The following is a 17,078-nucleotide window of genomic DNA, read 5'->3' as shown; positions in this document are numbered from 1 at the left end:
ATCTGATTGCGGGCGTAGCTCAGGGGTAGAGCATTACCTTGCCAAGGTAAGGGTCGTGAGTTCGAATCTCATCGCCCGCTCCAGATACACTTCCCACCTTTGAATTTTGAACGCCCAGCTGGCCTTGCCCTTCCGCTTGCGCCATGCTGTCTGCACACAGTTCAAACGGCAAAGGAGGCGGCATGTCCGACCATGTGATCAGACCCCTGCGGTCGGAAGAGATTCAGATCGCAGTCGATTGGGCCGCTGACGAAGGCTGGAACCCCGGCAGGCACGATGCGCAGTGTTTTCACAGGGTGGATACACAAGGATTCTGGGGCGTATTTTTGGATGGCCGCATGATCGCATCGGTCTCGGTCGTCAAATATGACGAGACATTTGCTTTTCTCGGCTTTTACATCGTTCATCCTGATTATCGCGGCCTGGGCTTTGGATTGCGTTTGTGGGAACATGCAATCGCGCAATGTGAGAGCGACAACATCGGCCTGGATGGCGTGGTTGATCAGCAGGAGAACTACCGCAAATCCGGTTTCACGCTGGCCTACCGCAATATCCGGCATGGCGGATCGATCAACGGCGCCCTCGCCGCACTGAAAGCGCCGGCAAAAGGCCGCGAACCCGCTGCGGCAGAACAGCCGTACCGCATAACTGAAGCCTCCCCCCGGATCAGCGCGTTTGACAGCGCCCATTTTCCCGTGCCCCGCGAGAGTTTTATTCAGGGGTGGTTGAGTGCGCCGAAACATGTCTCATACGCCACCGAGCAAGACGGGGAGATAACGGGATATGGCACATTGCGCCCATGCAGAAACGGCTACAAGATTGGCCCGCTCTTCGCGGCAGACCCGGTCACGGCGCGCGCGTTGTTGATTTCTCTTTTGTCGGAAATACCGGCAAGCGATCACGAAACGGACGTTTATTTGGACACGCCTGAACCGAACACGCATGCCGTGTCACTGGCCCAGGAACTTGGCCTTGTTCCGGTCTTTGAAACCGCACGCATGTACACCGGACGCGCGCCGGATCTTGACCTGGCGCGCATATTCGGGGTGACGACATTCGAGCTGGGCTGACCCTCAAAACGCCTTGAAGGTCATGGTGGTCAGCGAGCGTTCAATGCCCGGAATCACCAAAAGGTTTTCGTTGATGAAATGACCGACATCCTCGTTTTCCGGGATGTAGAGCTTCAACAGCAGATCGTATTCGCCGCTGGTGGAATAGAGTTCGGAATGAATCTCACGCAGAGCGATTTCTTCGGCCACCTTGTACGTGGTTCCGGGTTTGCAGCGGATCTGGATGAAAACACAGGTGGTCATGCCGGGCCTATTCTTTGATTTTGCCTCAGGCTGGCATGCGAACGACCCGGACGCAATCCCCTGTTATTCGCGCAACACATCGCCGCGCCCGGTCGATGCGGGCTGGAATTCAGGTCGGTGTCACGCCTATAAGCGCGCGGTAGCAAAAGGAATACGCCCATGCGTCGCGCCACGATCAGCCGCAACACCGCCGAGACCGATATTTCGGTCGAGATCAATCTCGACGGTACCGGCCGGTATGACAATCAGACCGGCGTCGGATTCTTCGATCACATGCTGGACCAGTTGTCGCGCCATTCCCTGATCGACATCACGATCCGCGCCACGGGTGACTATCACATCGACGATCACCACACGGTCGAGGATACCGGCATCGCACTGGGTCAGGCGCTGAGCGCCGCGCTTGGCGACAAGATGGGTATCCGCCGCTATGGCGAATGCCATCTGCCGATGGACGACGCGCAGGTGCGCTGTGCGCTTGACCTGTCGGGTCGCCCGTTCCTGATCTGGAACGTGGATCTGCCAACCCAGAAGATCGGCAATTTCGACACCGAACTGGTGCGCGAGTTCTTTCAGGCGCTCAGCACCCATGGCGGCATCACGCTGCATATCGACCAATTGCACGGTTTCAACAGTCACCACATCGCCGAGGCCGCCTTCAAGGCCGTGGCCCGCGCGCTGCGCGACGCGGTCGAGACCGATCCGCGCAAGACCGATGCGATCCCTTCGACCAAGGGTGCGTTGTAAATGCTGACCGCCATCATCGACTACGAGTCGGGCAATCTGCACTCCGCTGAAAAGGCGTTTCAGCGCATGGCGCAAGAGGTGGACGCGGGTGAGGTCGTGGTAACCTCGGACGCCGATATCGTCGCGCGCGCCGACCGGCTGGTGCTGCCGGGCGACGGGGCGTTCCCGGCCTGTGCGACGGAACTGCGCGGCCACAAGGGCATCCACGACGCCATGGTCGAGGCGGTCGAACAGAAAGGCCGCCCGTTCCTGGGTATCTGCGTGGGCATGCAGCTGATGGCCACAAAGGGCCACGAATACTCTGAAACCGACGGGCTGAATTGGGTCGCGGGCGACGTGGTACGGATCGAGCCGTCAGATGCCGCGCTGAAGGTGCCGCATATGGGCTGGAACGATCTGGTTCTGGAAAGCGACCACCCGGTCTTTGCCGGGGTGAAATCGGGCGATCACACCTACTTCGTGCATTCCTATCACTTCCGCGTCGCCGACCCGGCGCAGCGTCTGGCCTATGTCGACTATGGCCAGCAGGTCACGGCTGTGATCGGCCGCGACACGATGGTTGGGATGCAGTTCCACCCCGAGAAAAGTCAGGATGTGGGTCTGCGCATGATCGGGAATTTCCTGACCTGGGCGCCCTAGGGTTTACTTGACCCGCGTCCAGTCCTGCCCCCGACAGACCAACCCGCCCACGACGCAGCCCTTAACCGTCAGCTTGTTCTGCCCATCCAGCGACATTTTCGAGTTATAGGTCTTGTCCCGGTCCGGTGCCCAGATCTTGCCGCCGCCATAGCTGCCGTCGCCCTCTGGCACCATGTCCCAGATGATTTGCTTGCCCAGATTTTCGTAGTCCAGCGATTCATTTCCTTCGGCATCAAAAGCAGTGTCGATCGTTCCGCAGATGGCGCTGCCGCATGGGCCGATCGTGACATGCAGATAGCCGCCGGTATCGCCCGGCTGGGTCTTCCAAAGACCATCGACCGGATCATCCGCCAAAGCGCCGGTCGCAAAAGCGGCAAATGCAACCGCAAGTGTGAATGTCTTCATGATAATCTCCCTTTTTGCGACAAGTCTGACCTTCAAAGGACCATCCGGCAAGATTGACTTAGCGTCGCGTTGCATCCCCTGCCCTTCCCATGCCATATCCCTCGCAATTATCAGCAAAAGGCCGCCAGATCATGATCCTTTATCCCGCTATCGACCTCAAAGACGGCCAGGCCGTTCGCTTGCTGCGCGGCGAGATGGACAAGGCCACCGTGTTCAACGAAGACCCCGCCGCGCAGGCCCGCGCCTTTGTCGAGGCCGGGTGCGAATGGCTGCATCTGGTGGACCTGAACGGCGCCTTTGCGGGCGAACCGGTCAACGCCGCCCCGGTCGAGGCGATTCTCAGGGCCTGCGACGTGCCCGCGCAGCTGGGCGGCGGCATTCGCGACATGGCCACGATCGAGGCATGGATCGACAAGGGACTGGCGCGGGTCATTCTGGGCACCGTTGCAGTGGAAAACCCCGATCTGGTGCGCGAGGCCGCTCGTGCGTTCCCCGGCAAGGTTGCCGTCGGCATCGACGCCCGCAACGGCATGGTCGCCACCAAGGGCTGGGCCGAGGAAACCGACGTTCAGGTCACCGATCTGGCCCGCAGCTTCGAAGACGCGGGCGTGGCCGCCATCATCTATACCGACATCAACCGGGACGGCGCCATGCAGGGTCCGAATATCGAGGCCACGGCGGCGCTGGCCCGGGCCGTGTCGATCCCGGTGATCGCTTCGGGCGGTGTCAGTTCGCTGGACGACCTGATCGCCCTGCGCGATTGCGGCGTGGAACTGAATGGCGCGATCTCGGGCCGCGCGCTTTATGACGGTGCGATTGACCTGGCCGAAGCACTGACCACGTTGCAAGGCTGAGGTCATTGGACTTCGGCCACTTCCGTCAGCGTTATTTCATCTTCGCGCGGTGCTTCAACGGTTTACCGTCCTTGTAAAATTGGAACTCTTTCTCGCCGGTTTGGACAATCTGCCAACACCCTGAGCCGCTGCCCCAGTCTTCGCACCATAGGTCACCCTTCACAGACCATGTGCCCTCGTATGCGTCGCCCCCCCAGTTTCCGGCCAGCTTTCCCTTTTTGCGGCCCTTGCCGTACGCTTGTGCCCAGGGCGTTTTACCATCGGCGTTGGAAATGCCCTGCAGCGTCGAGCCTGGAATAGTGGCCAGAAGCTCTTTTTGGGTCATAAATTCCTGAGCGTAGGCAGACCCTGCAATTACAATGGAAATCAAGCCAGCCATCCACATTGCTTTAAGTGAAAACGGCATCAGAAATTACCTCTCTTTACGGAAAAAAACACGAGCAATTTATCACACGAAGCAGAATCCAGCAATTTTGGTGACTTGTGAGAAGCTTGCCCCGTCTCCCATCGAGCAGGGCAAGCGATAAGAAAGTGAGCTTACTCGGCAGCGACCGAAGTCAGCTTGGCCAGAGCGCCGCGCATTTTTTCGATAACTGGTGACTTCTCGACCTCGTCAAGCTCGTCCATGGTCTCTTTCGGGTCTTCATAGATCAGCCAGACCTGACCGTCGGCATCTTCGTATGCCTGCACCTTCAGCGGCAGGAACAACCCGGCGCGCGGGTCCAACTGCATCGCGGGCGTGCCCAGCGCCGGATTACCGAAGATCAGCACCTGATTGGCCGGGATGCTCAGGCCGACCTTTTCGGCCCCTGCCGCATGATCGACGCGTGCAAAGACGGTTGCGCCCGCATTGCCCACGGCGGCTTCAAGCGCGTCCATCGCCTCTGCCACAGATTTGTCCGTGTTTATCTTGATGATGTCTTCAGCCATTGCTGCGACGGCTCCCGTGAAAATGAATGTTGTCGTCAAAAAGAGTTTGCGCATCTCATTGATCTCCTGATGAATTTGGAGATAGTTTTCACAGGTTCGAGAGTTGTGACAATCACAAGTCTGGCATCGGCGGGGCTTTGCCGGTAGAGGTGCGCCAACAAAGGATGCCGCCATGTTGAAAACCCGGATCATTCCCTGTCTCGATGTTGCCGATGGCCGCGTGGTCAAGGGTGTGAATTTCGTCGGTCTGCGCGATGCGGGCGACCCGGTGGAATCGGCCAAGGCCTATGATGCGGCGGGCGCGGATGAGATCTGTTTTCTGGACATTCACGCCACCCATGAAAACCGGGGCACCATGTTCGATGTGGTGCAGCGCACTGCGGAACAGTGCTTTGTGCCGCTGACGGTGGGCGGCGGCGTGCGCAGCAAGGACGACGTGCGCGCTCTGCTGCTGGCAGGGGCGGACAAGGTCAGTTTCAACTCGGCGGCCGTGGCCAACCCGGATGTGGTGGCCGAAGCGGCGGATCAGTTCGGCGGCCAGTGCATCGTGGTCGCCATCGACGCCAAGACCGTCAGCCCCGGCAAGTGGGAGATATTCACCCATGGCGGCCGCAAGCCCACCGGCATCGACGCAGTCGAATTCGCCAGAACCGTCGTCGCCAAGGGCGCGGGCGAGATCCTTCTGACCTCAATGGACCGTGACGGCACCAAGGCGGGGTTCAACCTGCCCCTAACCCGCGCCATTTCAGACGCGGTGGACGTGCCGGTGATCGCCAGTGGCGGCGTCGGCACTCTGGACCATCTGGTCGAAGGCGTCACCGAGGGCGGCGCCAGTGCGGTGCTGGCGGCCTCGATCTTTCATTTCGGCGAATACACCATCCGCGAGGCCAAGGAACACATGGCCGCCGCCGGCATTCCCATGAGGCTGACATGAGCATTCTGCACGATCTGGCCGCCACCATCGAGGCGCGCAAAGGGGCTGACCCGGACTCGAGCTGGACCGCCAAGCTGTTGGCCAAGGGCCCCGAGAAATGCGCCGAGAAATTCGGCGAAGAGGCCATCGAGGCCATCATTGAAGCCACCAGGGGCGATCAGACCAGGCTGACGTCCGAAGCGGCGGATGTGCTGTACCACCTGCTGGTCATGCTGGCCGCGCGCGATGTGGCGCTGGACGATGTGCTGGCCGAACTGGCCCGGCGTCAGGGCGTCAGCGGTATCGCCGAAAAGGCCGCCCGGACCAGTAATTGAAACCCGGCAAAACCGGGATTACGATCACCCTGATTGCAAATCAGGTAGCAATGTCCGAGGAACCAGAAATTGCCGACACGCATTTTATCCATCTTTGCGGCGCTGACTCTGGCGGTTTTGGCCGGCTGCGCCCAGACGCCCAGCGTCACCCAACAGGACATTGACGAACTGGCGCTGCAAATCAAAAGCCTCGGCCCCGAAGTTGATCCGGCAGAGGCCGAACGGGCGGCAAGCATCGCCTATCTGTATCCCAGGCAACTGGCCGAGGAATACCAGATCACCGACCCGCCGCTGGTGCACAACGCCAAGGTAAATCACGGCCTGCGCCCGCGCGGTCTGTGCTGGCATTGGGCGGAAGACATGGAAAAGCGTCTCAATCAGGAAAATTTCCGCACTCTGACGCTGCACCGCGCGATTTCCGACCCGGAAAACCCGTTCCTGATCGACCACAGCACAGCAATCATCTCGAAACGCGGTGATGACATGTATGGCGGCGTGGTACTGGACCCGTGGCGCTATGGCGGTACGTTGTTCTGGGCGCCGACGCTTGAGGATACCCGCTATGACTGGCGGCCGCGCATTGAGGTGCTGATCGACAAGACCCGGCGCAAGCAGGCCAAGCTTGATCAGGAATTCAACGAATAGGCGCGCCCTACAGCTTTGACGAGATGATGCCGGTGGCGAAACCGCCCATGCGCAACTCGCCGAACAGGCGCTGATATTCGATCTTGGGACAGCGATTCATCACCACATCAACCCCGCGCGCCTGCGCCTTTGCCGCAGCCTCGGCATTCTCGACCCCGATCTGCATCCAGATCGTTTTCAGGCCCGGGAAACTGTCCAGCGCCTCGGCCACGATGGGCGGCACCGCCTCGGAACGGCGGAAGATGTCGACCATATCCACCGGCCCGGATATCTCCGACAGCGACGCTCGCACCGTTTCCCCGAACAGCATCTTGCCGGCATGACCCGGATTGACCGGGATGACCCGGAACCCCTTCAGCCCCAGATACCGCGCAACGTAGTAACTGGGCCGCACCGGGTTCATCGACACGCCCACCACGGCAATCACCTTGGTGCGCTGCAAAATCGTCCTGAGATAGTCGTCGGAGTAATCTGGCATGCGGCCACATTATCCAGCACCGCACAAAGAAAAAAGCGCCCAAGTGAACCTTGGGCGCCAGTTATGGAACGAGGGACAGTGAAATGACCCGCGGCAGTTCCAATCCGCGGTCACTGTGACATTTAGGACCTATTTCTGAGAAAAAAAGGGGTTTCACAAAAAAATGTGATGACACGTCTGCATTGGCAAAGAATCGCCGCTCATCCTTGCTGCAGGTGCGGCCAGTTCTGTTCGGCCAGGGCAATGTTTCCGGCGATATCCCGCTCCCAGATCAGTTCCACATTTGGTGAGTGGATCAGGTACAGCTTGCCATCGACGATCCTCCAGGCTTTGGGATCGGAATCCAGAAGCTTTCCGCGTGAAACCCCATAGGCGCAATAGCCTCCGAATTGCGGCGCAAAAGCGCGGGGATTGGCTTCGAAAGCCTCACGATGCGTCATCGACGCAAAGCGCCACTCGGCGCCTTTCCACATGACCGCGACATCGGCCCGTCCAACCAGAGGGGTTTGCGACCGGAAATAGGAAACGGCGTCAAATCCCCTGACCGCCAGTCCATTATCCGAATAGTACAAAGAGGAATTCGCCCACGCGGATCTGGCGGAAAAGGCCGCCGTCACGCCCACCACGAAGTCACGTCGTGATATCATCAACTCTCTACCCAAATATTCAGGCTATAAAATGCATAAAACAGCCGATTTTCGAAACCCCATCTGACGCTGTTGTGAACGGCGCGGGCCTCAAAATACCCGTTCAGTCGAATATATCTTCGATCACATCCCAGACTTCATCCAGGATCTTCGACATCGCACGTTTTCGCGGCCTGGGTTTCGACCTTTTTTTGCGTGTGTGATTCGGCTCAAAAGCCTGTTCCGGACGGCGTTCGGGCCTGGCGGGAGCCTTGCGCAGCATCTTCAGCTCGTGCAGGGGCGCCCCACAGCTGGCACAGCTCAACTCGTGGCGTTCGTGCCCGCGCAACACCAGCGCCGCACGGGTTCCGCAATAGCAACAGGTCGCGATTTTGGCCGGTCCGGGAATTGCTGCCTCCTGTCAGACGTGTCTGGACGCATATAAGGCAATCGCAGCCGCATTCGAGACGTTGAGCGATCCAAACCCACCAGCCGCGTCAATCTTGACCAGCCGATCCACCGTCTCCTTGGTTTTTTGCCGCAACCCCGGCCCCTCGGCCCCCAGCACCAGCGCCACCGGATGGTCCCTGCGCCCTTCCAGCGCCTCTTCGATGGTCACCTCGGCCTCACCGTCCAGCCCCAGCACAAGGAACCCCATCGCCTGCAACTCGATGATGGTATCGGACAGATTGCGCACCCGCAGATAGGGCTGCCGTTCCAGAGCCCCGCTGGCGGTTTTGGCCAGGGCGCCCGTTTCGGGCGCCGAATGGTGCCGCGTACCGATCACCGCGCTGGCCCCCAGCACCTCGGCCGAACGCAGAATCGCCCCCACGTTATGGGGGTCCGTCACCCGGTCCAGCAGCATCACGCGCGGGTGTTCGGTGCCGATGCAATTCTCGGCCAGCCCGCCCCAATCAAGCGGCCTGACCTCCAGCGCCGCGCCCTGATGTACCGATCCGGGATCGATCGGGGCAGAAAACTTGCGCGGATCGACCTGCTCCGGAGAAATCCCGGCAAATTCAATGGCCTCGGCCAGCTTGTCTTGCGCGTTCCGGGTCACGATCAGGCGCAGTTTCTGCCGTTTCGGATTCATCAGCGCATCGCGCACCGCGTGCAATCCGAACAGCCAGACGGTCTCAGCAGCCGCCGTCTTGCGAGCCCGTTCCTTTTCGACCACCCACTTGGGTTTCTTCATTTTGCCGGCCTCCGGGCCATGAAATCGGTTTCCTGCGCCAAAGCGGAATTTTCCTGTTGACGCTCCTTTGCCGCGCTAGTAATCACGCCTCCACGTCAGGTGCAACGCCTGACAGTGGGCGACAGGCCGCAAGGTGTGGCAGGGGACTGTAACTCCCTCGCGGAGACGCACGCCTGGTTCGATTCCAGGGTCGCCCACCATCTCTTCAAAAAACCAATCCCTTGCCGAGCATTCTTAAAGTTTGCGCAAAAGTGACGCGCTGGCCTCGATCGATTCCCCAGGCCAGTCCGCCATCACATCTCCGGCCCGGGTCCAGCCCGGGCAGGTAGCTCCATTCGAACTGCGGCCTCGTCAGCAGTCAGCGACGCCTGCGCAGTCTCAGGCGGCCGAACGTTCCGCGACCACTCCGGCGATCCATTCCTCGATCGCATCCGGATCGGCGGCCAGTTTGCGGGCTGCTTCACCGGCGAATTCAAGAAACTTGTCCTCGTTCAGCCCGTTGACCCCGACGAGAACCGGAATATCGCGGGCCAAAGCCTCGCCGATCACCGGGCGGAACCCGCGTCCGTCGGATTCGTGCTTGCCGAACTTGTTCACGATCATCAGTTGCGGGCCATTCTCCAGCGACGCAGTCACGTCGCCCACGGCCTGTTCCAGCGCCGCCGGATCCAGGCGGCAGCCCCGTGCCATAGACCCCAGCGATTGCGAGATGCGGATGGTCGCGCCATCCGGTAGCACCTGCAGGTCCATGTCGCATTTGCTGGTGTCGTAACATTCGGTGTTGGTCTGCACCACACCGGCCAGCGCATAGCCATTGGCTTTCAGACGGTCGGCGGCGGCGCTCAACAAGCGGTCGGTCGCGCCCCGGTCGGTGGTGGTGATATAGGCCAGATGCATGGTCGTGGCTCCTGAAGTTCGATTGTGGATTAAGCAGATAGCACGCAGTTCGGGTTTCGGCCACTCCTCTCGGTCAAGGCAGTGGCGACAGCCCGATCACGGGCGCGTGCAGGTGAAGGATCGCGGCATAGGCGGCGGCGGCGGCAAGCCACACCCAAAGGCGCGGCCAAGGACGCGGCGGGCGCAACGACAGGCGCGCGGTGTTGCGGGCAAGGCTTTCCCAATCCGGCATCTCGCGCGCCTTGCGCCGGTCGATCAGCGCCATTCCCATCCCTGCGAATCCGGCGAACAGGCCAAACAGAATAACGTGGGACAGGCTGCCATTGGCCAGCAGATGCGCCACCGCCCACAGCATCAGCGCCGCCAGAACGGGGTGGCGCGTGATCCGCAGGATACCCGGCCTTTCCGGGTCAAAAGGCCGGGTTCCCATGCCGCCAAAGGAAAACGGATTGTGGATCGCCATCCCCGCCACCGCAAGCCAGCACACGACCGGCATGAGCAGAACTGGCACCCAACGCAGGATGGGCAGCGGCGGAATGACCTCGACATAGGGCGCATTGGCGGCGGCCACGATCAACCAGACCAGCACCGCCACCGACAATACGGAATAGGCGGCGAAATAGCCGGCGCGTCCCAGCGTGGCGATCAGCCAGCCGCGCACCGTCGGGCGCACGGGGATGGCGTGGCTCAGCAGAAAGGTGGCGAGCGCCGCAAGGAATATGCCCCAACCGGTCATGGCTGCCTCCGAAAATGTACCCGCCCGGTCTACAGACCGCCCGCCGGCCGGTCCTTGTCCGAAATCAAGTCGGGTTCAGAGGCGGACGCGCCGCCCCCGCCCCTGTTTCCAAGGCATCGTCAAAGACCCAGCGCCTTGCGCCGCTCCTCGGCAAAGCCCTGCACCATGCGATCCGCGATCAGCGCCAGAATCGCCATCGCTGCGCCGGCAGAGATTCCCAGACCCACATCCGCCTGCCCCAGCGCCAGGTAGATCGACTGGCCCAGACCGGTGGTTCCGATCAGCGCCGCGATCACCAGCATGGCGAAAGCATAGAGGATGGTCTGGTTCAGCCCCAGCAGGATCGTCGGTGCGGCATAGGGCGCACGCACGTCGCGCATGATCTGCCACTCGGTCGCGCCGCTGGAAATCGCGGCCTCCATCATCTCTTCGGGCGTGTTGACCAGCCCGTGCCGCGTATAGCGGATCATCGGGACGATGGCGTAGGCACAGATTGCCAGAAAGGCCGAGAATTCGCCGATCTGGAACACCATCAGCACCGGGATCAGGAACACGAACAGCGGGATCGTCTGCAGCATGTCGCAGATCGGTCTAACGACTTTCCACACTGGCTCCCACACCGCGCTGGCCAAACCGATCAACCCGCCCAGAACCGCGCAGGAGAACACCGCCGCCCCGCTGAGGTACAGCGACAGCAGCGCCCGTTCCCACAGGCCCGACACCAGGATAGTGCACAGCAGCGCCACCGACAGCGCTGCCAGACGCCAGCCACCCGCAACCCAGCCCAGCGCGGCGGCGCCGGTCAGGACGAAAGGCCATGGCAGATTGGCGATGCCGGTCTCCAGCATACCGATCAGGATTAGCGCGATCAGCCCACCGGTCAGGCGGCCGCGCCACGCCATCAACAATGCGATAGCTGCACCAACGGCGAAGAGCCCATAGCTCATGGAGGGTGTCCATGCGAAGCCCCATGTAAACGGTAGCACCGCCTGATCCAGCCCGATCCTGAGCGGCAGCAGCACGTAGAACAGCGAGTTGTTCTTGAGCGCATCCAGCCACGGGCCGTTGGCCTGCGTGAACGCCGTCAAGCCGCTGTCGATCGCCTCGGCCATCGGGTCCAGCACGGTCAGCTCGGACGGGTTCGGCAGCCTGGCCCAGAATGCGGCGGTGAACAGCACCGCAAAGCCGAGCATCGCCCAGACAACACGGCGGTCATAGCGCTTGCGCTCGGTCGCCAGCGTGCCGCTCATGCGGTCGATGACCACAGCGAAGACGACGATGACCAGACCGGCCATCAGAGATTCCCCGAACTGCGCCTTGCGCATGGTCAGCAGAACCTCCCACCCGATGTCGTTGAACCCGCCGATGACGGCGGCGATGATCACCATCGACAGCGCGGCCATCAGGCATTGGTTCACACCCACCATGATCTGAGTCGTGGCGGCGGGAATCTCGACCTGGAAAAGTTGTTGGAACCGCGTGCCACCTGACATGATGGCAGCCTCCTTGATCTCGGATTCGACTCGTTCCAGCCCCAGCATCACGTTCCGCGCCATCGGCGGCGCGGCATAGATGGCCGAGGCGATCAGGCCGACAACCGGACCAAATCCGAACAGCAGCAGCAGCGGCGTCAGATAGGCAAAGGTCGGCACCGTCTGCATCACATCCAGCACCGCCTGCACAAACGCCTTCACCCGCGGCACTTCATTGGCGAGGATTCCGATCGCGCCACCCATGATCAGCGCCACCGGCACCGAAACGGCCACCAGCGCCAGCGTATTCATGCTTTCGGCCCAATAGCCCGAGGCGAGAACAAAACTGAGGCCGACAAAGCCCAGCGCCGCCATCGGCAGACCGCCCAGGTACCAGCCCAGCGCGGTGACAATACCGATCAGGATCGGCCATGGGGTGTTACCCAACACGAAATTGGCCCAGTTCATCGGATAGGCCATCAGGTCGGAAAACAGCCGGGCCGCAGGTTTGATCCCGTTCAGGAACCAATCGAGAAAGGCACCGACCCATTGGGTCGCAGGCAGTTCCCATGCGGCGGGCCATTTAACCAGCCATGGTGCGGCGCCTTCCAGCGTCAGACACATCGCGCCAACGATCACAGTGATCAGCGCCGCTTTAGCACCCACAGTCAGTCGCTCCGTGGGCTGTGAAGGGATGTCCGTGACAGCCGTCATGTCTCGTCCACCTGCAAGGCGGCGGCCAGATCAGACGGATGTACCGTCCCGACAATATTGCCGCTTTCATCGCGCACCGGGACAGGCTCATAAAGTTCCATGCAATGTGCCAGTGCCGCATCCAGCGTCATCGAAGTGGTCAGGCCCGGATCGTCCGGCCCCCTTTCACCATCTTCGCGCATGACCGAGGCCACCTTGGCATGCTGCCCTTTGGCCACATCTTTTGAGAACTCGCGCACGTAATCGTCCACCGGCCGCAGCACGATATCCGTCGGCGTGCCGATCTGAACGATCTTGCCATCGCGCATGATGGCGATGCGGTCGGCGAGTTTCAGCGCCTCTTGAATGTCATGGGTGATGAAAACGATGGATTTCTTCAGCGTCGCCTGAATGCGCAGGAATTCGTCCTGCAACTGGCGGCGGATTAATGGATCGAGGGCCGAGAATGGTTCGTCCAGGAACCAGATATCAGGGTTCACGGCGAGGCTGCGCGCGATCCCCACACGCTGCCGCTGCCCTCCCGAAAGCTGTCGGGGAAAGCTGTCCTCGCGCCCCTCAAGACCGACCAGAGAGATCACTTCCTGCGCGCGAGCCAGACGTTCCTTTTTGCCAACGCCCTGCACGCGCAGCGGATAGGCCACGTTTTCAGCGACCGTCATATGCGGGAACAGGCCGAAATGCTGGAACACCATGCCCAGCTTTTTGCGGCGCAGATCGGTCAGTTTTTTCTTCGACGCTCCGATGACGTTGTCGCCGTCGACGCGAATCTCTCCACCGGTGCCTGGCAGCAGCTGCGAGATACATCGGATCAACGTGGATTTGCCCGAACCCGACAGGCCCATAATGACAAATAGCTCGCCTTCCTTGACCTCGAAATTGGCATCCTGAACGGCGGGAATGAACCCGGCCTCGCGCAGACTGGTGGCAGCTTTGTCGGTGTCATCCCCTGACCGAGACAACGCGTCGGTCAGGGCCTTGTCAGCGCCGGGGCCAAAGACCTGCCAGAGATTCCGGCAGGCGATGGCTGGCGTAGCAGTGTCAGTCACCTACGGGGCTCACTTGGTTGCCGCGTCGACGACCGGACGCCATTTGCCTTCGTTCGCGGCCATCCATGCGGCGACCACTTCCTCGACCTTGCCGCCATCGACATCAATGGCACCCATCATCGGCTGCTGGTCTTCGACAGCCAGTTGATAGTTGGTCAGAATTTCATAGGCGGCGGGCCATTTTTCTTCCATGCCGCTCCAACCGGCCTTGAAGATGCGCGAGGGCGAGAAGTCGCAGTCGTTGACCGCATTCGGGTTCGGGCCCCAGGCCGGATCGTTAAAGCAAGCCTCTTCGCCCGCGGGCAAGTCGACGAACTGCACGTCATAGGCCGACATCGCCCAGTGCGGTTGCCAGAAGGTGATCAGCAGCGGCGACTTGCGCTCGGTCGAGGCACGAAGTTCTGCGATCAACGCACCCTCGGACCCGGCGGGGACCGCTTTGAACGGAAGCTCCAGACCGGTCATGCGGTCGGCGCCGGGCGTGCCCCAATCGGCCGGATAGTCAACCAGACGGCCGCCGGGCAGCGTTTCCGCCGTGGCAAAGACCTGCGCACAGTCTTTCAGCGCCTCCCAAGCTGGCAGGCCCGGGCACAGTTCGGCAACATGCGCCGGATAGGCGATGCCTTCCTTGGCATCCAGACCCAGATCACCGATTTCGACCACGGTGCCTTCGTCAATCTTCTTGGCATATTCGTCCGAAACGTTGGACGACCAGATTTCCAGCGTTGCGTCGATGTCGCCATCGGCCAGCGCCTGGAACTGGTTCATCATGCCCGCGGTCACGTATTCCACGTTATACCCCGCCGCCTTCAGCATCTCACCGGCGACATGCGTGGTGACGTGCTGGCCGGTCCATTCGTTGATCGCCAGTTTGATCGGCTCGTCCACCGCGCCCATGTCGGCGGCATAGGCCGAACCAGCAACGGTTGCGGCCGCAAGGCCCAGGCTCAGTTTTTTCATTTTCATTCTCCCAGTTGATTAATCCGCCGTCACCCGGTCGGTTGTTATTCATGGGTGTATCTTGCCGACATCTCTCGCTGCACTGCAACATACAAACCCGGAAAATTTCAGATTCCAACGCACCAAGGGCGTGCCTCTCCGGTGCCGTATTCCTCCTCTTTGAATATCTTCAATCCGGACCTGAGCTTGCGCAAGCCCAAACCGGTTCACCGCTCCACGTTCCTAGTCTTGCCGGTTATTGATTGACCAGTCAATTACAAATCTCGCCTTCCGGTGAACATAACATCGCAAGATCCGTCTCTGGCAAGCTGCCATGCCCTCGGAATTCCCCTTGCCAAAAGGGAACAAAAAGAAAACACTCAGGGCCGGAGGATGCAGGAATGCGCCATTTCGACGAGATCTTCAAACTGGCTGCCGACCGGCACGGCGGCACCGACGCGCTGAATGCCAAGCTGGCCAAACCAAAGCCGGCGGATGAACTGGCCGCCATGCCCGACGACCGGTGGCTGTCGATCATCAGCAAATGCGTGTTTCAGGCCGGCTTCAACTGGAAGGTCATTGAAAACAAATGGGACGGATTCGAGGCGGCCTTCGACGGCTTTGACGTCGGCCGCTGCGCCTTCATGGACGACGAAAAATTCGACGCGCTGCTTCAGGACACGCGCATCGTCCGCAACGGCACCAAGATCGCCACGGTGCGCGACAACGCCGCCTTTCTGTTGGAACTGCGCGAACAGGGCGGCGCGGGCAAAGTTCTGGGCGGCTGGCCCTCGACCGATTACGTCGGACTGCTTGTCATGCTGGGCAAGGGCGGCTCGCGTCTTGGCGGAACCACCGCGCAATACGCCATGCGTTTCGCGGGGCGCGACAGTTTCATCTTGTCGCGCGACGTCACCGCCCGGCTTGTCGCCGAAGGCGTGGTCGACAAGGCCCCCACTTCCAAAAAAGCGCTGGCCGCGACACAGGCGGCTTTCAACACATGGATGGATCAATCCGGCCGGTCGCTGACCGAAATCAGCCGCGTGCTGGCCATGAGCCTGTGAAAACGTCTTGCGGCAGGCAGATTGCGGGCTAGTCTCGAATTCATGGATAAACGCATGTTTCTTGTTCTGCTTGTGCTTGCCGCCTGCGGCCGCCCCCTGACCGATACCGAACGCGCGTTTGCCGCCAGCGTCCATGGCGAAAGCCTGAATCTCGACCGTGTGCGCCTGGTCGAGGGCGCGCCGGTGGCGGCGGTGACCTTCCGGCGCAACAAACGCCCGCGCGTGACCTGCCGCGAACGCATCCTGCCGCCGCTCAAGGAAGAGATCGTCACCAGCAAACCCGCCGCCGTGGCCCTGTTCAACCGGGTCTATTTCACTCGCGACTGGTATATCGACGACTACATGGCCGATTATCCGGACAACCTCAATCTGGTGGCGGCCATGTTGTTGGCTCATGAGTTGACCCATGTCTGGCAATGGCAGAACCGCAAGGAAACCGGGTATCATCCCCTGCGCGCCGCCGCCGAACATGGCGGCGACGACGACCCCTATTTGTTCGACCTCGACGGGCCGGCCGATTTTCTCAGCTACGGGTTCGAACAACAGGGCGCGATCGTCGAGGAGTATGTCTGCTGCCGTGCCCTTGCCCCAGATGCCCCGCGTACCAAACGCCTGCACGCCATGCTTGGCCAGTCGATGCCGGTCGCCGATCTGCCCCGGGCGCGCGAAAGCGATGTGGTCATCCCGTGGAGTGGCGCCGAAATACAGGGCATCTGCGACTGACCCGTCAGCCGGACACCTGTATGCTTTCCAGATAAGTCAGCAACGCGGCCAGCGGGCGCGGCGTGGGCGTCAGAACACCATCCACCTCGACCGGCACCAGATCGCCTTCCAGCAGCCCGCCGAATTCCGGCATGATATCCGGCGATACCCGGCCGCGCCCATAGCCGTCGATCTGCGACATCACCCTGGCGCGCGGAAATGTTCCGCCGTTCCGTTCCGCGATTCGCGTCAGATCCGGCGCGACCTGACCTTCGGCTAGCGCGCCTCCGCGCCCGTCATAATCGTGGCAGGCCGCGCAATTGGCGGCGAATATCGCCTCACCCTCTCCCGGCGTGGGCATCTTTTCCCCCGGAGTACAGGCGATCAGCGCCAACGCCCCGGCTATCCCGATCCCTGCTGACCGCATG

At 61.1% G+C, this 17,078-nt stretch carries 23 protein-coding genes and 2 tRNA genes; 11 read left to right on the top strand and 14 right to left on the bottom strand.

Annotated features, from left to right (window positions below):
- Positions 1-8: 8 nt before the first annotated feature.
- Together ACR0AO_RS02565 and ACR0AO_RS02560 are read left to right on the top strand one after the other, a co-directional pair.
- Positions 9-83 (top strand) — tRNA-Gly (locus ACR0AO_RS02565).
- Positions 84-182: 99 nt separating this feature from the next.
- On the top strand, positions 183-1,070 hold the full coding sequence (locus tag ACR0AO_RS02560; protein ID WP_480599560.1) for a GNAT family N-acetyltransferase: 888 nt from the start codon (positions 183-185) through the stop codon (positions 1,068-1,070).
- Positions 1,071-1,073: 3 nt separating this feature from the next.
- Here ACR0AO_RS02560 and ACR0AO_RS02555 read toward each other — a convergent pair whose 3' ends face one another.
- Complete coding sequence (locus ACR0AO_RS02555) at positions 1,074-1,313, bottom strand: Lrp/AsnC family transcriptional regulator (RefSeq protein WP_480599558.1); 240 nt, start codon at positions 1,311-1,313, stop codon at positions 1,074-1,076.
- Positions 1,314-1,472: 159 nt separating this feature from the next.
- Here ACR0AO_RS02555 and hisB point away from each other — a divergent pair, with 159 nt between their 5' ends.
- Together hisB and hisH are read left to right on the top strand one after the other, a co-directional pair.
- Entirely contained in the window at positions 1,473-2,060 is a 588-nt protein-coding gene (hisB, locus tag ACR0AO_RS02550) for an imidazoleglycerol-phosphate dehydratase HisB (protein ID WP_480599556.1), read from the top strand.
- A complete protein-coding gene (gene hisH / locus ACR0AO_RS02545; RefSeq protein ID WP_480599554.1) occupies positions 2,061-2,699 on the top strand; it encodes an imidazole glycerol phosphate synthase subunit HisH in 639 nt (212 codons plus the stop codon).
- A gap of 3 nt (positions 2,700-2,702) precedes the next feature.
- On the opposite strand, the gene ACR0AO_RS02540 is transcribed toward hisH, so the two are convergent.
- Positions 2,703-3,104: a DUF2147 domain-containing protein gene (locus ACR0AO_RS02540; protein WP_480599552.1), complete on the bottom strand. Its 402-nt coding sequence runs from the start codon at positions 3,102-3,104 to the stop codon at positions 2,703-2,705.
- Between the two features lie 131 nt (positions 3,105-3,235).
- Between ACR0AO_RS02540 and hisA the strand changes: the two genes are divergently transcribed.
- Positions 3,236-3,958: a 1-(5-phosphoribosyl)-5-[(5-phosphoribosylamino)methylideneamino]imidazole-4-carboxamide isomerase gene (gene hisA, locus ACR0AO_RS02535; RefSeq protein ID WP_480599550.1), complete on the top strand. Its 723-nt coding sequence runs from the start codon at positions 3,236-3,238 to the stop codon at positions 3,956-3,958.
- Between the two features lie 31 nt (positions 3,959-3,989).
- Here the strand turns inward: hisA and ACR0AO_RS02530 are convergent, their stop codons facing one another.
- Together ACR0AO_RS02530 and ACR0AO_RS02525 are read right to left on the bottom strand one after the other, a co-directional pair.
- Entirely contained in the window at positions 3,990-4,364 is a 375-nt protein-coding gene (locus tag ACR0AO_RS02530; RefSeq protein ID WP_480599548.1) for a hypothetical protein, read from the bottom strand.
- Positions 4,365-4,495: 131 nt separating this feature from the next.
- Entirely contained in the window at positions 4,496-4,888 is a 393-nt protein-coding gene (locus ACR0AO_RS02525) for a DUF302 domain-containing protein (protein ID WP_480599546.1), read from the bottom strand.
- A 172-nt stretch (positions 4,889-5,060) separates the two neighbouring features.
- Between ACR0AO_RS02525 and hisF the strand changes: the two genes are divergently transcribed.
- The 3 genes from hisF to ACR0AO_RS02510 all read left to right on the top strand — a co-directional run bounded on the left by hisF (position 5,061) and on the right by ACR0AO_RS02510 (position 6,781).
- On the top strand, positions 5,061-5,822 hold the full coding sequence (gene hisF, locus ACR0AO_RS02520) for an imidazole glycerol phosphate synthase subunit HisF (protein WP_480599544.1): 762 nt from the start codon (positions 5,061-5,063) through the stop codon (positions 5,820-5,822).
- Positions 5,819-6,136 carry a phosphoribosyl-ATP diphosphatase gene (locus ACR0AO_RS02515; protein WP_480599542.1) on the top strand — a complete coding sequence of 106 codons (318 nt, stop codon included), beginning with the start codon at positions 5,819-5,821 and terminating at the stop codon, positions 6,134-6,136. The genes hisF and ACR0AO_RS02515 overlap by 4 nt, the downstream gene beginning before the upstream one ends.
- A gap of 69 nt (positions 6,137-6,205) precedes the next feature.
- The gene (locus ACR0AO_RS02510) at positions 6,206-6,781 is read left to right on the top strand and encodes a hypothetical protein (protein ID WP_480599539.1); all 576 of its coding nucleotides are present in this window, start codon (positions 6,206-6,208) and stop codon (positions 6,779-6,781) included.
- Positions 6,782-6,788: 7 nt separating this feature from the next.
- Here ACR0AO_RS02510 and ACR0AO_RS02505 read toward each other — a convergent pair whose 3' ends face one another.
- From ACR0AO_RS02505 to rlmB, 4 genes are all read right to left on the bottom strand, one after another.
- Positions 6,789-7,259, bottom strand: a complete 471-nt coding sequence (locus tag ACR0AO_RS02505) for a CoA-binding protein (protein WP_480599537.1) — start codon at positions 7,257-7,259, stop codon at positions 6,789-6,791.
- A 200-nt stretch (positions 7,260-7,459) separates the two neighbouring features.
- Positions 7,460-7,906, bottom strand: a complete 447-nt coding sequence (locus tag ACR0AO_RS02500) for a YHS domain-containing (seleno)protein (RefSeq protein ID WP_480599535.1) — start codon at positions 7,904-7,906, stop codon at positions 7,460-7,462.
- A 103-nt stretch (positions 7,907-8,009) separates the two neighbouring features.
- Positions 8,010-8,294, bottom strand: coding sequence for a hypothetical protein (locus ACR0AO_RS02495; RefSeq protein WP_480600823.1), 285 nt, complete (start codon positions 8,292-8,294; stop codon positions 8,010-8,012).
- A gap of 12 nt (positions 8,295-8,306) precedes the next feature.
- Positions 8,307-9,080: a 23S rRNA (guanosine(2251)-2'-O)-methyltransferase RlmB gene (gene rlmB, locus ACR0AO_RS02490; protein ID WP_480599533.1), complete on the bottom strand. Its 774-nt coding sequence runs from the start codon at positions 9,078-9,080 to the stop codon at positions 8,307-8,309.
- A 116-nt stretch (positions 9,081-9,196) separates the two neighbouring features.
- Here rlmB and ACR0AO_RS02485 point away from each other — a divergent pair.
- Positions 9,197-9,280, top strand: a tRNA-Tyr gene (locus ACR0AO_RS02485).
- 178 nt (positions 9,281-9,458) lie between these two features.
- On the opposite strand, the gene ACR0AO_RS02480 is transcribed toward ACR0AO_RS02485, so the two are convergent.
- The 5 genes from ACR0AO_RS02480 to ACR0AO_RS02460 form a co-directional block, all read right to left on the bottom strand.
- Positions 9,459-9,977: a DUF2478 domain-containing protein gene (locus ACR0AO_RS02480; RefSeq protein WP_480599531.1), complete on the bottom strand. Its 519-nt coding sequence runs from the start codon at positions 9,975-9,977 to the stop codon at positions 9,459-9,461.
- 73 nt (positions 9,978-10,050) lie between these two features.
- Complete coding sequence (locus ACR0AO_RS02475; RefSeq protein WP_480599529.1) at positions 10,051-10,713, bottom strand: NnrU family protein; 663 nt, start codon at positions 10,711-10,713, stop codon at positions 10,051-10,053.
- A gap of 119 nt (positions 10,714-10,832) precedes the next feature.
- A complete protein-coding gene (locus tag ACR0AO_RS02470) occupies positions 10,833-12,899 on the bottom strand; it encodes an ABC transporter permease (RefSeq protein ID WP_480599527.1) in 2,067 nt (688 codons plus the stop codon).
- A complete protein-coding gene (locus tag ACR0AO_RS02465) occupies positions 12,896-13,945 on the bottom strand; it encodes a quaternary amine ABC transporter ATP-binding protein (RefSeq protein ID WP_480599525.1) in 1,050 nt (349 codons plus the stop codon). Before ACR0AO_RS02465 ends, ACR0AO_RS02470 begins: the two co-directional genes overlap by 4 nt.
- A 9-nt stretch (positions 13,946-13,954) precedes the next feature.
- Positions 13,955-14,905, bottom strand: coding sequence for an ABC transporter substrate-binding protein (locus ACR0AO_RS02460; RefSeq protein WP_480599523.1), 951 nt, complete (start codon positions 14,903-14,905; stop codon positions 13,955-13,957).
- A 380-nt stretch (positions 14,906-15,285) separates the two neighbouring features.
- On the opposite strand from ACR0AO_RS02460, the gene ACR0AO_RS02455 reads away from it, so the two are divergent.
- Entirely contained in the window at positions 15,286-15,948 is a 663-nt protein-coding gene (locus tag ACR0AO_RS02455) for a DNA-3-methyladenine glycosylase I (protein ID WP_480599521.1), read from the top strand.
- Positions 15,949-16,002: 54 nt separating this feature from the next.
- Positions 16,003-16,671, top strand: coding sequence for a hypothetical protein (locus ACR0AO_RS02450; protein WP_480599519.1), 669 nt, complete (start codon positions 16,003-16,005; stop codon positions 16,669-16,671).
- A 4-nt stretch (positions 16,672-16,675) separates the two neighbouring features.
- Here the strand turns inward: ACR0AO_RS02450 and ACR0AO_RS02445 are convergent, their stop codons facing one another.
- The gene (locus ACR0AO_RS02445) at positions 16,676-17,077 is read right to left on the bottom strand and encodes a c-type cytochrome (protein WP_480599517.1); all 402 of its coding nucleotides are present in this window, start codon (positions 17,075-17,077) and stop codon (positions 16,676-16,678) included.
- Position 17,078: the final 1 nt, after the last annotated feature.

It is taken from the genome of Ruegeria sp. AF8, assembly GCF_056541825.1.
The sequence above is the reverse complement of the archived record's forward strand: the minus strand, read 5'-3'. Positions and strand labels throughout refer to the sequence as shown.

Excerpts from the sequence above, each read along its gene's own strand:
- ACR0AO_RS02560 (WP_480599560.1), top strand. The coding sequence starts at position 183 with ATGTCCGACCATGTGATCAGACCCCTGCGGTCGGAAGAGATTCAGATC.
- ACR0AO_RS02555 (WP_480599558.1), bottom strand. The coding sequence starts at position 1,313 with ATGACCACCTGTGTTTTCATCCAGATCCGCTGCAAACCCGGAACCACG.
- hisB (WP_480599556.1), top strand. The coding sequence starts at position 1,473 with ATGCGTCGCGCCACGATCAGCCGCAACACCGCCGAGACCGATATTTCG.
- hisH (WP_480599554.1), top strand. The coding sequence starts at position 2,061 with ATGCTGACCGCCATCATCGACTACGAGTCGGGCAATCTGCACTCCGCT.
- ACR0AO_RS02540 (WP_480599552.1), bottom strand. The coding sequence starts at position 3,104 with ATGAAGACATTCACACTTGCGGTTGCATTTGCCGCTTTTGCGACCGGC.
- hisA (WP_480599550.1), top strand. The coding sequence starts at position 3,236 with ATGATCCTTTATCCCGCTATCGACCTCAAAGACGGCCAGGCCGTTCGC.
- ACR0AO_RS02530 (WP_480599548.1), bottom strand. The coding sequence starts at position 4,364 with ATGCCGTTTTCACTTAAAGCAATGTGGATGGCTGGCTTGATTTCCATT.
- ACR0AO_RS02525 (WP_480599546.1), bottom strand. The coding sequence starts at position 4,888 with ATGGCTGAAGACATCATCAAGATAAACACGGACAAATCTGTGGCAGAG.
- hisF (WP_480599544.1), top strand. The coding sequence starts at position 5,061 with ATGTTGAAAACCCGGATCATTCCCTGTCTCGATGTTGCCGATGGCCGC.
- ACR0AO_RS02515 (WP_480599542.1), top strand. The coding sequence starts at position 5,819 with ATGAGCATTCTGCACGATCTGGCCGCCACCATCGAGGCGCGCAAAGGG.
- ACR0AO_RS02505 (WP_480599537.1), bottom strand. The coding sequence starts at position 7,259 with ATGCCAGATTACTCCGACGACTATCTCAGGACGATTTTGCAGCGCACC.
- ACR0AO_RS02500 (WP_480599535.1), bottom strand. The coding sequence starts at position 7,906 with ATGATATCACGACGTGACTTCGTGGTGGGCGTGACGGCGGCCTTTTCC.
- rlmB (WP_480599533.1), bottom strand. The coding sequence starts at position 9,080 with ATGAAGAAACCCAAGTGGGTGGTCGAAAAGGAACGGGCTCGCAAGACG.
- ACR0AO_RS02480 (WP_480599531.1), bottom strand. The coding sequence starts at position 9,977 with ATGCATCTGGCCTATATCACCACCACCGACCGGGGCGCGACCGACCGC.
- ACR0AO_RS02475 (WP_480599529.1), bottom strand. The coding sequence starts at position 10,713 with ATGACCGGTTGGGGCATATTCCTTGCGGCGCTCGCCACCTTTCTGCTG.
- ACR0AO_RS02470 (WP_480599527.1), bottom strand. The coding sequence starts at position 12,899 with ATGACGGCTGTCACGGACATCCCTTCACAGCCCACGGAGCGACTGACT.
- ACR0AO_RS02460 (WP_480599523.1), bottom strand. The coding sequence starts at position 14,905 with ATGAAAAAACTGAGCCTGGGCCTTGCGGCCGCAACCGTTGCTGGTTCG.
- ACR0AO_RS02455 (WP_480599521.1), top strand. The coding sequence starts at position 15,286 with ATGCGCCATTTCGACGAGATCTTCAAACTGGCTGCCGACCGGCACGGC.
- ACR0AO_RS02450 (WP_480599519.1), top strand. The coding sequence starts at position 16,003 with ATGTTTCTTGTTCTGCTTGTGCTTGCCGCCTGCGGCCGCCCCCTGACC.
- ACR0AO_RS02445 (WP_480599517.1), bottom strand. The coding sequence starts at position 17,077 with ATGCGGTCAGCAGGGATCGGGATAGCCGGGGCGTTGGCGCTGATCGCC.